The organism is Paenibacillus sp. 598K (assembly GCF_003851045.1).
Lineage (GTDB): Bacteria > Bacillota > Bacilli > Paenibacillales > Paenibacillaceae > Paenibacillus_D.
The window spans coordinates 1-15,235 of sequence record NZ_BFBX01000120.1; the positions used below are offsets into that span (position 1 = coordinate 1).

The window sequence follows — 15,235 nt, forward strand, 5'->3', positions numbered from 1 at the left end:
TCTAGTACAGCATCAGAATTAAAAGAGTTAAAATTTGGGTAATGTGATATAGTTGGAGAAAAAGAGGATGCCAACTATGAAAAATCAATCCTATCCCATTCGATTAACCCCAGAGGAACAACAGACGTTACAACGTCTGTGTTCCAAAGGCAAAGCAACCGCACGCTCCATTCGGCGTGCACAAATTCTCCTGTGGGCAGATGAAAATCGTAGCGAAGGAAAGCTGAGAGATAAGGAGATTGCCCAGCGACTTGAGATTCATACAAACACGGTACATCTTGTACGGAAGCGGTTCGTGGAAGAAGGTTTGCAAAAGACGATTGAACGAAAGAAGCGACTGACACCGCCTAACCCGCCTAAAGTAACGGGCGAATTAGAAGCACGAATCCTTGCGTTGAGCTGCAGTGAACCTCCGGCAGGGAGAAGTCGCTGGACACTTCGTTTGCTAGCCGACAAAGCGGTAGAACTTCAGTATATCGACAGCCTCTCCTACGATACGGTCGACCGCATTTTAAAAAAAGCGAACTTAAGCCTCACCTCAAAAAATGCTGGTGCATCCCGCCCGAGCAGAACGCGGCGTTTGTAGCCGCGATGGAAGACGTGCTGGAAGTGTATCACGAACCTTACGATCCGAATTGTCCCGTCATTTGCATGGACGAAAAGCCGTTTCAACTTCTGGATGAAGTTCGGGAGCCCATTCCCATGAAAGCTGCTAAGCCCCTGCGGGAAGACAGTGAATACGAGCGGAACGGGACGTGCAGTATTTTCATCTTCACGGAGCCCCTGGCAGGCTGGAGGCATGTCGATGTGCAGAGCCGGCGTACTCGAATCGAGTGGGCCGAGCAGGTGAAAACGTTGCTGGATGTTCACTATCCTCAGGTTCCCAAAATCAAACTCGTCATGGACAATTTAAATACGCATTCCATCGCTTCGCTTTATCAGGCTTTTGATCCTGCTACGGCCCTCCGCTTAGCGAAGCGGCTAGAGATTCATTACACGCCCAAACATGGCAGCTGGCTCAATATCGCCGAAATTGAACTTAGCGTCATGACGCGTCAATGCTTAGGTCGACGCGTCCCTTCCATGGCGAAGTTGAGCACCGAACTATCGGCCTGGGAATCTTCACGCAATCAAAGACAGAAAGGTGTAGATTGGCAGTTCACGACGACTGACGCTCGGATAAAGCTGAAGCGCCTATACCCACAATTTAAAGACTGATGCTGTACTAGGCAGTCTGCTCGCCATTCGTCCAAAAAAAATGTGCGGAAGCTGTTTAGAATTGGCGCATGTGGTTAATATATAGGTGAGGCAAGACTAAACGTTGATTCAAAGGGTGATCGGCACTCGGACAAGCGTATGGACAGAAGATAGGGTTTTCTACAGAAATATCAAATTTTATAAAAACCATGTTTGCAATTCGGTTGGGAATATGGTAATATGGGTTCAGTTGATAAAAGTGTAACACCGATTCGCATATTGAAAAGGGTTAACATTTTACGATGATACCTTTTTCAATATGTGAATTTTTGTTGTATCGGCAAAAAATGAACATGTTAATAAACATTTGGAGGTAATAACTATGCAACAAGGTACAGTTAAATGGTTCAACGCAGAAAAAGGCTTTGGTTTTATCGAGGTTGAAGGTGGAAGCGACGTATTCGTTCACTTCTCCGCAATCACTGGCGAAGGCTTCAAAACCCTTGACGAAGGCCAACGCGTTGAGTTCAACGTTGTTCAAGGCAACCGCGGACCACAAGCTGAGAACGTTGTAAAACTGTAGTATTCCTTTCAGAAACAAGCTCTCGCCCTTACGGGTTGGGGGCTTTTTCTTTTTGTGTCATGTTCCTTGTTGGCTCCAGGGCTTGCCGGAGGGGTACCGCACGCAGTTTCGCAGCTCCAGTGCACCTTTGTTCCCTTACTTTGCTCGTGCTGCCGCAATGTCGATGCTCCTGTGCCCCTTCCTTCCCATGCACGTTGGCTTTGCAGCCGATTTTAGTTAAAGGTTACAATTGCCAAGCGTCAGATGCTTATAGTATACTGTGGATTATAGTTAGCTCGGACGGGAAGCACCCTTCTGACAGCCTAATGGCTGTTGAGGGTGCTTTTTTTGTTTTTGTAGTCGCATCTCCTTCCGAAAACTCGTCCTGCGTAAATTCACCGCACGTAAATTCCGATAATGGGAAGAGAAGATAAGTTTTCTAATTCTATACATACGTATTCGCACAAGAACGGTCGACCTCAGGCTAAGTCTTGCTCAATTTATTATTTCAAAATAGGGGGAATTAGAATGAAGAAAATTATGGCTACGTTAATTGCAATCACACTGCTCATTTCTTTTCTGCCAGCGAAGTCGAGCACTGTTTTTTCTGCGACGCCATTTAAGGATGTGCCAAATAATCATTGGGCCAAAGATGCCATCGATTTTGCAGCTCAGAAGGGCTACGTCGGCGGTTATCCGGACGGCAGGTTTATCCCGAACGGAACGATCACCCGTGCTGAGTTTACGGCGGTCCTGGTGCGAATTGCCGGCGTTCAGGCCGGCAGCTCGGGGGCGTTTACGGACATTCAGAAGCATTGGGCTTCTGATGCAATTCAAACAGCGGTAGCTCAGGGCATCATTGCCAAGGAAGACTTTGGTTCTACGTTCCAGCCAAACAAGAACATCACACGCTTGGAAATGTCCCGTATGATCGCTCGTGCCTTGTCTCTGGACACGAAGTATAAGGCATACCTGGATGCCTTCAAAGGGCTATACAATGGCGATCTGCCTTTCGTGGACTACCGTGAAATGAAAGATAAGGATTTACCCTTTATCGGTCTGGCCTTCGGCGCGCGTACGATGAACGGCTATCCGGATGCCTCGTTTGGCCTCAACAAGAATGCGACCCGGGCTGAGGCTGTTGTTATGCTGAAGAACTATCATGATAACCGCAGCAAAACTCCAGAGTCGTTCCAGTACCTTCGTGAGTTGAAGGAAGTCGCGGAGACGGGAATGAATGCTGCGGCGGTGTCTAGGTTGGTGCCGGAAGTGAATCTTAAAACCACTGACATTACACTTAAACATCCAGCCTATGATGTAACTGTGAAAAGAGTATATGTGCTGCCGCTTGAAGGTAACGTTGTCAGTCTTTACGAAAAAAAATATCTATGGGACAGAAATCTTCTTGAAGATCGATTAAAAAATAATAAAAGAGGGTATGTCGTTGCATCTGTTAAGTTCAGTCCAAAGAAAAATGGCGATCGTATGATGATTATGCAAAGTCTTGCCTTGAATCCTAGTGCAAATATTACTCATGATGAGCCCTTCCAAAAATATGGCCTAATTAATGAATGGATGAAGCAGCATTTTACTTTGGTTAAAGATGTTCAAGTTGAATTATCTCTCTACGGGTCTTACAGCGATGACAAATTCCGTGTGTATATAGATTCAATTGATTCTAATCTTGGAAATGTTGAATTGCTGTTTAATCCTGATAAGAAAAGGAACTAGCTTATGGAAAACAAACGGTTAATTATTTGTTTTTTAGTCTTGTGCATTTTTTTCTCTGGTTTTAATGAGTTGTTTATTTCAAATGGTGAAGCCGCAGAAAAAGTTACAGTTACGACAACTCGTACTTATAATCCCGGATATTATTGGTGCCAACATGTTGATAAAACTTGGAGTACAGAGAGTACCTTACAAGGGCGAGTATTTGCTAACGATGCTGGGGGAGAGCCTAAACTGACGAATAGTCGAACGAAGGCAGCCATATCAACTCCCACAACTGGAAACTGGGATGGTGCGGATGGGAACATGTATAGTGCATCCGAAGTTCGTAACGGAAAGCCGATTTCTGTTAGAATGGCTGATAATGCTGATCCTGCAATCGATGGCAATCCATACATTCTCAATGATGAAGTCATTATTTCAGGTTGGTCTGGTAAAGGTGTACGCGGATACGCTGGTGATGTATGCGGCTCCAACCCAAGCATGATCTATCCCTTCCCAGTCACCGTCACCTTCCAGGGGACCGTTGAGCTACCCGATCCGAAAGGGAATCTGACGATCCGTCACTTCTCTACGGATGGGCAGTCGTTGTCGTCGATCTTCCCGGACGTAGTGAAGGAGATGGAAAAGGACAAATCGTATCCTGTCCCTGTACCGACGAACTCCAGTTATACGTACCAAGGCTACAAAGAAACGACGAATGGCTCGCCGCCTGCCGGTGGGTCAATAATACCCGGCAATCGTCATGATATTGCCTATAATGGCAGCTACACTCAGCATTACGTCTACCTCTACTATAGTCGCAATACGCCAACCTTAACACAGGGCGAAGTTAACGTGCGACATATGGTTCGTGAGGGACCGAACGGCACCTACCAGGAGAAGGCGCGAACGGTTACGATCGTCGATCTGGATTACAGCGATACGATACGACCTGCGGCGAGCTACGGCACACAGAAGGGCCGGAACATCGGATACACTGGTTTTAGCGATACCGTCGCTTCCGGAACGTCAATCTCTGTCTCGCTGGACAAGGCGCGCCCGAAAGCCTACGTCACCTTCTTCTATGAGGTCGCGGCCGGCCAGGGGCCGAAGGAGTTCTCAGGCGACTTCGACGTTGTGCCAGGGACAATTGAGTACCGGGAGGAATTCTCGTTCCGTCCCAAAAATTTCGTCATGAACGGCTGCACGTATACGTCGCATCAGTACAAGATCGAGCGCAATGGCCAAACCTGGACCTCGCATCAGGTACAAGGCTCAACGAACGTCTCGAACTTCAACAAAAACAACTATCCTTCCGTCCTTGGCGTCGGGACGCACATGGTGAGCATGAAGATCACGGCGAGCTGCGGCACATCCGAATGGATCGGTCCGAAGCCGCTGGTCGTCACCAGTATCCGGGACAACCGACCACCGGACTTCGAGATCGGGTTCGTTTATCCATTCCAGCCGACCGAACCGCTGACGACAGTTGTTCAAGGAAGCACGCTGGATTTGATCTATATCGAGGATCCGACCGTTCCGACACCGCATGATCCAGACGGAGATAACTTTACCTTCAACGGGTTTGATTTTGTAGGAACGACGAGTGCCTGGTTGAAGACGATTCCAGTCAAATACCAGCATCAATCGTATACGAATGGCTATCATTCTATCTCTATGGATACCTTAGGGTATCATACTATAAGTGCTACGATGACCGACGATTTCGGTGCTTCGGCAACGCGATCGACAACGATTCACGTTGTTAGACAAGAACCGGTGCCGATTATTACAGGCTCCCAGACTGTAATCGAGGGCCGGCCGCTGAAGGAGCCGCTGTCGTCGAAGAACAGTATCACCTACATGCCAGGTCGGACGATTAACCATTCGCGCGACCTATGGACGAACCTGAAGACTAAGTATGATACGCCGGGCAAGGAACGCATTACACTGCACGTCTTTGACAGCGCCGGCCTGCAATCGCTGGAGCCGGCCGTCCATGAGCTGACCGTTCTGGAGGATCAACCGCCGGTACCGGCTCTGGATTACCAGACCCCCTCGATCCGGGGCAACCAGACGTTCAAGCTGGTGTCGTACACGACCGATGGCGATGAGATCGTCGAAGAGCGCGTGCATTATGCCTATGATTCCAACAACAACGGGAACTTCAAGGACGAGCAGTTGGTAGAGGTCAAGATCGGAGCGGATCGGAGCTTCGAGCTCAAGAATCTGAAGGTTGGCCGCTACAAGTTCACCGTCTTTGCAAAAGAGGATTGGGGACTGGAAGCGACCAAGGATTTTTATCTGAACGTCATTAACGACAAACCGCTCGTCTCGTTCGACATTTCGTCGGAGAGTATAGAGCCAGCGGTCATCACGTCGATTCCGCTGCGAGCTGCCGATATAGTGAGCTCAAACAATTGGAAGAATTACGATTCGTTGGGCCAGAAGCCCAAGAGCTGGGGAGCCAATCCACAAACGAAAGCGTTGGGGCATAGTCCGTACGTTCAGTTTAACGATCAGCATCTTCAATATCATTATATTGGACCGACAAAGGAAGGCCTGAATGTCTTGGAATTCCCACACAATGATTATCACTATAGCAATGGGGAATCCTCGAAATATTTTCACCTCAGATATCAGAATAAAGACTACTTTCTTTATGAAGGCTATACGCCAGGACAGGATGGCTATAGCTCACAATACTATACCACTATTCGTGAAAATGGCGAAACGCCGAAAAGGCTATACTATCGAGAAACTGCATCGCAATCCTGGTATACGACAATAGACTACATGATCACGGGGATAAATCAAGAGAACGAAACGGTGGGTTTTTTTAATTATCCAATCACAACCAGGTTTACATTTGACGAACTGGTACGAAAAGAGGTTGCAGTACCGAATTTTTTCTATAATTACTATTCAAGTACGCCTTACCCTAGTCCGTACCATCCATACAATACCCCGTGGGGATATATGGCCAGTCCTTCTGAGGGAGCAACAACCCTGTCTACGTATGAATGGTCATCACCAAAAGGGGCTGCTATCACGAGGCCATTAAATGGAAGTTACCGTGATATTGCTTCCTTTAATAAAGTGGACGCGACATTGAGACATCATACATTTAGTAATGAATATAATGCCAAGTATACGATTTACGATGTCTCGAAGAATACAAAAATTACAGTCCCTAATATCCCATACGGGTACTATACAAGTGGGACATACGGTTCCTATCTCAGCTATAACTACTCACCATCAAGCTCAGGAGATTTTGCACTTCAGACGCGATCGGAAGCCGGTTCGGCCATAAATGTATACAGTACGAAAACCGGTGCCTTGGTGGACACGATTGAGAATCGCTTCTATAAATTTCCGCCAGTTCGTGACCATCTGATCCTTTTTGACCTCAACGGAGACAAAGCAGGCACGAACATGTACGGTTATCATTGGGGCAGTGATGGCAAGTTTACGCAAAAGTACAGTGTGCCCAATGTCTACTATACGCCAGGAGGCAACAATGCCGGAGCGGTCGATGGTGCCGGGTACATGTACTACATTGATAAAACATCCACCAGCATTGCGGTCAAACGATTTCCAATCGAGACGGGTGTACCCGAGCTGGTTCTTGATCTTACCAATTACATGCCATCCTATACCGGGGAATATTCATTCCAATACAACCAGGAAGGTAATATTCTGTTAAGGTTCATGTATAAAGAACGCCCGGACAGTACCACTACAGCTGTCAAACAGTGGATACTTAGAAACTTAAAACCCGATCCGAAACGGCTTGTCGCGGAGCAAGTTCTGCTCAATAATCAGGAATTCCAAGCTGTTACGATTAACTACAGCTTGCGACTCAATCCAGAAGGGTACTTATCGACGCGTTATGCCGGGTTTGCTTTCAACGCCGAGGATGAACGCAATATGTATCGGGTCGAATCCAATATAGATACGCTTCGTTTGGTGAAAATTCGCAACGGCAACCGTATCATTATGGAGGAGAAACCTTATGCCTTTGGCCACACCCTGCATAAGTTCAAGATCCAGGTTCTCGATGGAAACATCCTGGTCTACGTGAATGGCGTACCGCTCATCGACGTGAATGATAGCGAATACGAGAAGGGATTCTTCGGCCCGTATTCTGGAGCGCTACGAGCGGAGTTCCTGAACATGGCCTACTCGGACTTGTCGGCGCTTAGCGCCAGCTCCAAGCTGGATGGCATCGCGATCGTTGGCGAGTCGATGATCTACTCTACCACCTACAACGATTCCGAGAACGATCCAACGATACGCGAGCTGACGGAATGGACGTATGCGCAGACCGAGCCAAACAAGTTCCTCGACGCTGGCGACGGCAAGTCGGGACGCTCGACGCACCATGAGAAGACGTACACGGCGCCTGTCGAGGCGATGGACAAGGTTGGCGTCTACCAGGTGACGTACAATACGACGGACGATCCGCATCCGGATCACCGCTACCCGGACGACACCTTCGCCATCTACAGGCAGACGTCGAATACGCCGTCCCGGACCTTGATCGTTCACCGCGCGCCGACTGTCGATTACGACATCGCGCTCGCGCCCGACTACACGGTGCGCTGGACCGACCGCAGCCATGACAAGGACCGTTGGCTGTCCGCGACCAACTACTCGCGGGAGGACACCGGCATCGACTACCAGCTCACCAAGGGGATTCTGGAGAAGAAATTCTACTACAAGACGCCATCGGGGCTGACGATCGATCAGAAGCTGGTCATACCGGAGGAGCGCGGCCTGTATACGGTCGGGATGGCGGTCAAGGACGAATACGACGCCTGGTCGCCGTTCCTGGAGCGGACGATCAATATCACGCAGCTGCCGAGCGACAACGAGCCGCCGGTCGCCGGATTCACCGCAACGCCCGGGACCAGTTATCGCGGCGTAGCGATCCGGATCAACTCGACCGCCAGCGACAAGGAGGACGGCGGACGTCAGAACTTGCCCCACTGGTACTACATCCGCAACCTGACCGATGGCGGCTATGAGACGCTGCAGAGCACGGTGCGGACGTCTTGGAACAAAACGTTCAGCAGCATGGGGACGTTCCAGATCCGTCAGGTTGTCGAGGATAGCCTGGGCCAGACCGATCAGGCCATCCGCACGGTGCAGATCGTCAACCGACCGCCGACGGTCAGCTTGATGACGACGCTCAGCCAGGATCAGGCCAAGCCGACGAAGGTGACGACGGCGACGCCGACCTTCACCTGGACGTATACGGACGCCGATGGCGATCCGCAGGCGCGCTACCAGTTGCGTGTCTACCGCTATGGCGGCGTCCTGGAGCGCGACTCGGATGTGAAGGCGTCTGCGAGCAAGTCCTGGACGCCAGGCGATCTACTGCCGGAGCGTGTGAACTTGTATGTGCAGGCGCGCGTCTACGACGGCTATGACTGGAGCGAGTGGGGCACGCCTCGATTCTTCTACATCGAGACGAACCAGCCGCCGACGGCGGACTTCGACTGGTCGCCGAAGCCGGTATATGAGGGCGACACGTTGCGGCTGCTCGACCGCTCGTCGGACCCGGACGGCGATCCACTTACGTATCAGTGGCGCGTGATACAGCCGGGCGGTACCATTACGACTTTCGCGGTAGCGGAACCGACGCTGTCAACCACAGTCCCCGGCGATTACCGCGTGACGCTGACCGTATCCGACGGCAAGGCGCAAGCCGAGGCGACGAAAGCCATCACGGTGCTGCCGCTCGGCCTGTCCGCCGAGCTCCATCATATGCCGGACTGGCTGGACAAGCATATTCAGGCCGGCCATGAGACGGCGGCTGCGCCAAAGGATTTCTATGCGGGCGAGATCCTCGTCGTCCAGGCAGAGACGTCGCCGGCTCCTGTCCGCCGAGTGACAGCGACGCTGGATGTGCGGGGAGCGGATGGCGGCCGACTGTTGGTGTCGACCGTGCTCGCCTCCAATGGCGAACGGCGCTACGCGGCCGAGCTGTACGACGAGCGCTGGGGCTCGTTTGATTCGGGTCTGCCCAAGGGCTTGCATCGCGTCCACTTTGATGTGGAGTATGCCAACGGCGTCGTCAAGACGGCCGAGGTGCCCTTCCGCATCATCGGCCATGTGCTGGAGTCGGTAGGCGTACATCGTCGGCAGTAAGCCACAGTAACCTCGGCTCCGATCATGCGCTTCAAGAAGATCAACATCCGGTTTGGCGGCATTTGGCTGCTGAACCGGATGTTTTTTTGATAGGCGATACGTTCAGTTATTTCGGACCTCATAGCCAGCGGCAATCCAGATCAGCCGTTTGGACTTGGCAGGCTGCGGGTAGAAGGGGAGGAGAAGGCAGAATGATGTGCGATACCCAACTATTAGACATGCGGCAGTCATTGCCAGCTGTTTCTAAACGATGTATAATACTATGGGAACACATATTCTTATGAAACTATCGTCTGCCGAGCATGCTTCGGGGGCACAATAGAGAGATAGATAATATGGAGATAGACAGCAGGGAGAGGAGAAGGCCATGAGTCAAATGGAGACCAAGTCCAAGACGTTCGAGCTGCTCTCGGATTATACGCCGCAGGGCGATCAGCCGGAGGCGATCCGGCAGCTGGTAGAGGGCGTCCAGGCGGGCAAGCGGCATCAGACGCTGCTCGGCGCTACCGGGACAGGCAAGACGTACACGATCGCCAACACGATCGCCCAGTTGAACCGGCCGACGCTCGTCATCGCTCACAACAAGACGCTGGCGGCGCAGCTGTGCAGCGAGTTTCAGCAATTTTTCCCCAACAATGCGGTATCTTACTTCGTCAGCTACTACGATTACTACCAGCCGGAAGCGTATATCCCATCCTCGGACACCTATATCGAGAAGGACTCCAGCATCAATGACGAGATCGACAAGCTGCGCCACTCGGCGACAAGCTCGCTCTTCGAGCGCCGCGATGTCATCATCGTCGCTAGCGTCTCGTGCATCTACGGTCTCGGCTCGCCGCTGGAGTACAAGGACCTCGTCCTCTCGCTGCGGGTAGGGATGGAGCGCTCGCGCAACGAGATCCTGCACAAGCTGGTGGACATCCAGTACCAGCGCAATGATATCAACTTCGTCCGCGGCACGTTCCGCGTGCGCGGCGATGTCGTCGAGATCTTCCCTGTCGAGAACAACGAGCGGGCGATCCGTGTCGAGCTGTTCGGCGACGAGATCGAGCGGATCACCGAGATCGACGTGTTGACCGGCGAGATCCTTGGTCTGCGGGATCATGCGGCGATCTTCCCGGCCTCCCACTTCGTCACCCGCGAGGAGACGATGAAGCGGGCGATCGTCAACATCGAGCGCGAGCTCGAGGAGCGGCTGGAGGAGCTGCGCAGTCAGAACAAGCTGCTCGAAGCCCAGCGTCTGGAGCAGCGGACGCGCTACGATCTCGAGATGATGCAGGAGATGGGATTCTGCTCCGGCATCGAGAACTACTCTGGTCCGCTGACGTTCCGGGAGCGCGGTGCTACACCGTATACGCTGATGGACTACTTCCCGGACGATATGCTGATCGTCATCGACGAGTCGCATGTGACGCTGCCGCAGATCCGGGCGATGTACAACGGCGACCGCGCTCGCAAGGAGGTGCTCGTCGATCATGGCTTCCGTCTGCCGTCGGCGATGGACAACCGGCCGCTCCGCTTCGAGGAGTTCGAGCAGAAGAGCAAGCAGCTCATCTACGTCTCGGCGACGCCGGGACCTTATGAGCTGGAGCATAGCCCCGAGATGGTACAACAGATCATCCGGCCGACGGGGCTACTCGACCCGATCATCGAGCTGCGGCCGACCAAGGGCCAGATCGACGATCTGCTCGGCGAGATCCGCGATCGCATCGCCAAGGACGAGCGTGTGCTCGTAACGACGCTCACCAAGAAGATGTCCGAGGATCTGACCGACTACCTCAAGGAAGTTGGCATCAAGGTGAGATACCTGCACTCGGACATCAAGACGCTGGAGCGTATGGCGATCCTGCGCGATCTGCGGCTCGGCACCTTCCACGTCCTCGTCGGCATCAACCTGCTGCGGGAGGGGCTCGATCTGCCGGAGGTGTCGCTGGTAGCGATCCTCGACGCCGACAAGGAAGGCTTCTTGCGCTCGGAGCGCTCGCTCATCCAGACGATCGGCCGGGCGGCGCGCAATAGCGAAGGCCGGGTCATCCTGTACGGCGACAAGGTGACCGACTCGATGGACAAGGCGATCAGCGAGACCGAGCGGCGACGCGCGATCCAGATTGCTTACAACGAGGAGCATGGCATCACGCCGACGACGATCCGCAAGCGGGTCGCCGAAGTGATCGAAGCGACCAAGGTCGCCGAGCAGAAGGCGGAGTATCTGACCGGCGACAAGGTCGGCAAGCTCTCCAAGCGCGACCGTCAGGCGGTCATCCAGCGACTGGAGGACGAGATGAAGACCGCCGCCAAAAATCTGCAGTTCGAGCGGGCCGCCGAGCTGCGCGACGCGCTGCTCGAGCTGAAGGCCGAGGCGTAGCGGCAGCCAGCATCGCAAGGGTCGCACAGGAATAGGGAGGGAATACGTTTGGGTATCGATCGTATAGAAATCAAGGGCGCCCGCGCCCATAATCTTAAAAATGTGGATGTCGTCATCCCAAGGGACAAATTCGTCGTCCTGACGGGGCTGAGCGGCTCCGGCAAATCGTCGCTGGCCTTCGATACGATCTATGCGGAAGGGCAGCGGCGTTATGTCGAGTCGCTGTCGGCTTATGCGCGCCAGTTCCTCGGTCAGATGGAAAAGCCGGACGTCGACTCGATCGAAGGGCTGTCGCCGGCGATCTCCATCGACCAGAAGACGACGAGCCGCAATCCGCGCTCGACGGTAGGCACGGTGACGGAGATCTACGATTACCTGCGTCTGCTGTACGCGCGCATCGGCAAGCCGCACTGCCCGACGCACGGCATCGAGATCACCTCGCAGACAGTCGAGCAGATGGTCGACCGCATCATGGAGTATCCCGAGCGGACGCGTCTGCAGATCCTGGCGCCGCTCATCAGCGGCCGCAAGGGCGAGCACACGAAGCTGCTGGCCGACGTGCACAAGCAAGGGTTCGTTCGGGTGCGGGTCGACGGCGAGCTGCGCGATCTGAGCGAGGAGATCGTGCTCGAGAAGAATAAGAAGCACACGATCGAGCTGGTCGTCGACCGGATCGTCGTCAAGGACGATGTCCAGACCCGTCTGGCCGACTCCCTCGAGACGGCGCTCAAGATCGCCGAGGGCAAGGTCATCGTTGATGTAATCGATCAGGAGGAGCTGCTGTTCAGCTCTAGCCTGGCTTGCCCGGAGTGCGGCTTCAGCATCGATGAGCTGTCGCCGCGGATGTTCTCCTTCAACAGTCCGTTCGGCGCATGTCCGGACTGCGACGGTCTGGGCGCCAAGATGATCGTCGACCCGGAGCTGTTGGTTCCCAATACGACCAAATCGATCGAGGACGGCGCCTTTGAAGCGTGGGCAGGCAGCACCTCCAACTATTACCCGCAGTTTCTGAAGTCCGTCTGCAAGCATTACGACATCGCGATGGACAAGCCGGTGCGGGAGTTGAGCGCCGATCAGATGAAGAAGCTGCTCTACGGAACGGGCGGGGAACGGGTCAAGTTCCGTTACGAAAACGACTTCGGCCACTCCAAGGAAGCGTACGTACCGTTCGAGGGCATCGTCCATAACCTGGAGCGACGCTATCGGGACACCGCATCCGACGGCATCCGCGAGTATATCGAAGGCTACATGAGCGCCAAGCCATGCGGCACCTGCAAGGGCGACCGTCTACGCAAGGAGTCGCTCGCCGTCACGGTCGGCGGACGTAATGTTGCCTATGTCACCTCGCTGTCGATTGGCGACGCGCAGCGGTTCTTCCAGGGTCTGGAGCTGAGCGAAAAGGATAAGACGATCGCCAACCTGATCTTCAAGGAGATCCATAGCCGTCTCGGCTTCCTCGTCAATGTCGGTCTGGAGTACCTCACGATGAGTCGGGCGGCCGGTACGCTCTCCGGCGGCGAGGCGCAGCGGATCCGGCTGGCGACGCAGATCGGCTCGAGTCTGATGGGCGTGCTCTACATCCTCGACGAGCCGAGCATCGGCCTGCACCAGCGGGACAACGACCGGCTGATCCGGACGCTGGAGCATATGCGCGACCTCGGCAACACGCTGATCGTCGTCGAGCACGACGAGGATACGATGATGGCGTGCGACTATATTATCGACATCGGTCCGGGAGCGGGCATCCACGGCGGTCAAGTCGTCGCCCAAGGGACACCTCAGGAGGTGATGGAGGACGAGCAGTCGCTGACCGGTCAATATCTGAGCGGCCGCAAGTTCATCCCGGTACCGCTGCAGCGACGTCCGACCGATGAGCGCTGGCTGGAGATCAAGGGCGCGCGGGAGAACAATCTGCGCAACCTGAACGTCAAGCTCCCGCTCGGGGTCTTCACCGCCGTCACCGGCGTCTCTGGCTCGGGCAAGTCGACATTGATCAACGAAATCCTGTACAAGACGCTGGCCCGCGATCTGAACAAGGCCAAGGTGCGGCCCGGCCAGTACAAGGAATTCCTCGGGCTCGAGCATCTGGACAAGGTTATCGACATCGACCAGTCGCCGATCGGCCGGACGCCGCGCTCCAACCCGGCGACCTATACCGGCGTATTCGACGATATCCGGGACGTCTTCGCCGCGACCAACGAGTCCAAGGTGCGGGGCTACAAGAAGGGACGCTTCAGCTTCAACGTCAAGGGCGGCCGCTGCGAGGCTTGTCGCGGCGACGGCATCATCAAGATCGAGATGCACTTCCTGCCGGATGTATACGTGCCTTGCGAGGTGTGCAAGGGCAAGCGCTACAACCGAGAGACGCTAGAGGTCAAGTACAAGTCGCTCAGCATTGCCGATGTGCTGGAGCTGACGATCGAGGACGCGGTCGAGTTTTTCAAGAACATCCCGCGTATCCACCGCAAGATGCAATCGCTGTTCGATGTCGGCCTCGGCTATATGAAGCTGGGCCAACCGGCGACGACGCTCTCCGGCGGCGAGGCGCAGCGCGTCAAGCTTGCCTCGGAGTTGTACCGTCGCAGCACCGGCAAGACGCTCTACATCCTCGACGAGCCGACGACTGGACTGCATGTCGATGATATCGACCGGCTGCTGATCGTCCTCCACCGCCTGGTGGATGCGGGCGAGTCGGTGCTCGTCATCGAGCATAATCTCGATGTCATCAAGACGGCGGATTATCTTGTCGATCTTGGCCCCGAGGGCGGCAGCGGCGGCGGGATGATCGTCGCCACCGGCACGCCGGAGGCGGTCACCGAGGTGGACGGCTCTTATACGGGCAAGTATTTGAAGCCTGTGCTGGAGCGGGATCGTAGACGAACCGAGGAGCGCGAGCGCGAGATAGCCGGCGTGGCGGCGAGCTCGGCAGCGGAGTAACGGCGGCCAGGCTTGAGCGCGGCATAACGGCGGTCGGATGACCACCTGCGCGCGCTGGGAGCTGCGCGCCTCATCCCTTCAAGGCTCAGACCTCGCGGCTCGGACTTCGAGCAGCGTTATCTTAACAGATGGGGTTCTCCTCCTGACCGGACGTTTCTCGTCTGACTCAGGGGGAGTTGCTTGCGTTTACGGTTCATAAATGACGCTCTGGCGGGACATGCTAATTTTGGCGGCCTTGGCCATAGCATAGTATCGTTCTGGCGTCAGCGACAAGGATATGGACAAATGGTGACAAAGTTGTTACA

6 protein-coding genes are annotated in these 15,235 nt (G+C 54.2%); all 6 read left to right on the top strand.

Features of this window, described 5'->3' with window-relative positions; translation table 11 throughout:
* Positions 1 to 76 precede the first annotated feature (76 nt).
* The 6 genes from PA598K_RS28595 (at position 77) to uvrA (ending at position 14,930) form a co-directional block, all read left to right on the top strand.
* A protein-coding gene (locus PA598K_RS28595; protein WP_128660213.1) for an IS630 family transposase occupies positions 77 to 1,218 on the top strand; the annotation gives its coding sequence in 2 pieces (ribosomal slippage) (positions 77 to 521 and positions 521 to 1,218; 1,143 coding nt in all).
* 361 nt (positions 1,219 to 1,579) lie between these two features.
* A complete protein-coding gene (locus PA598K_RS28600; protein ID WP_020619567.1) occupies positions 1,580 to 1,780 on the top strand; it encodes a cold-shock protein in 201 nt (66 codons plus the stop codon).
* 507 nt (positions 1,781 to 2,287) lie between these two features.
* Positions 2,288 to 3,490, top strand: coding sequence for an S-layer homology domain-containing protein (locus tag PA598K_RS28605; protein ID WP_185602280.1), 1,203 nt, complete (start codon positions 2,288 to 2,290; stop codon positions 3,488 to 3,490).
* Positions 3,491 to 3,970: 480 nt separating this feature from the next.
* On the top strand, positions 3,971 to 9,628 hold the full coding sequence (locus PA598K_RS28610) for a glycoside hydrolase family 78 protein (protein ID WP_185602281.1): 5,658 nt from the start codon (positions 3,971 to 3,973) through the stop codon (positions 9,626 to 9,628).
* A 367-nt stretch (positions 9,629 to 9,995) separates the two neighbouring features.
* The gene (gene uvrB, locus PA598K_RS28615; RefSeq protein ID WP_128660216.1) at positions 9,996 to 11,993 is read left to right on the top strand and encodes an excinuclease ABC subunit UvrB; all 1,998 of its coding nucleotides are present in this window, start codon (positions 9,996 to 9,998) and stop codon (positions 11,991 to 11,993) included.
* A gap of 48 nt (positions 11,994 to 12,041) precedes the next feature.
* Positions 12,042 to 14,930, top strand: coding sequence for an excinuclease ABC subunit UvrA (gene uvrA / locus PA598K_RS28620; protein ID WP_128660217.1), 2,889 nt, complete (start codon positions 12,042 to 12,044; stop codon positions 14,928 to 14,930).
* The last annotated feature ends 305 nt before the right edge of the window (positions 14,931 to 15,235 follow it).

What these genes read in the sequence shown, in the direction of transcription:
- PA598K_RS28600 (WP_020619567.1), top strand. Translation starts at nt 1,580, where the DNA reads ATGCAACAAGGTACAGTTAAATGGTTCAACGCAGAAAAAGGCTTTGGT.
- PA598K_RS28605 (WP_185602280.1), top strand. Translation starts at nt 2,288, where the DNA reads ATGAAGAAAATTATGGCTACGTTAATTGCAATCACACTGCTCATTTCT.
- PA598K_RS28610 (WP_185602281.1), top strand. Translation starts at nt 3,971, where the DNA reads ATGATCTATCCCTTCCCAGTCACCGTCACCTTCCAGGGGACCGTTGAG.
- uvrB (WP_128660216.1), top strand. Translation starts at nt 9,996, where the DNA reads ATGAGTCAAATGGAGACCAAGTCCAAGACGTTCGAGCTGCTCTCGGAT.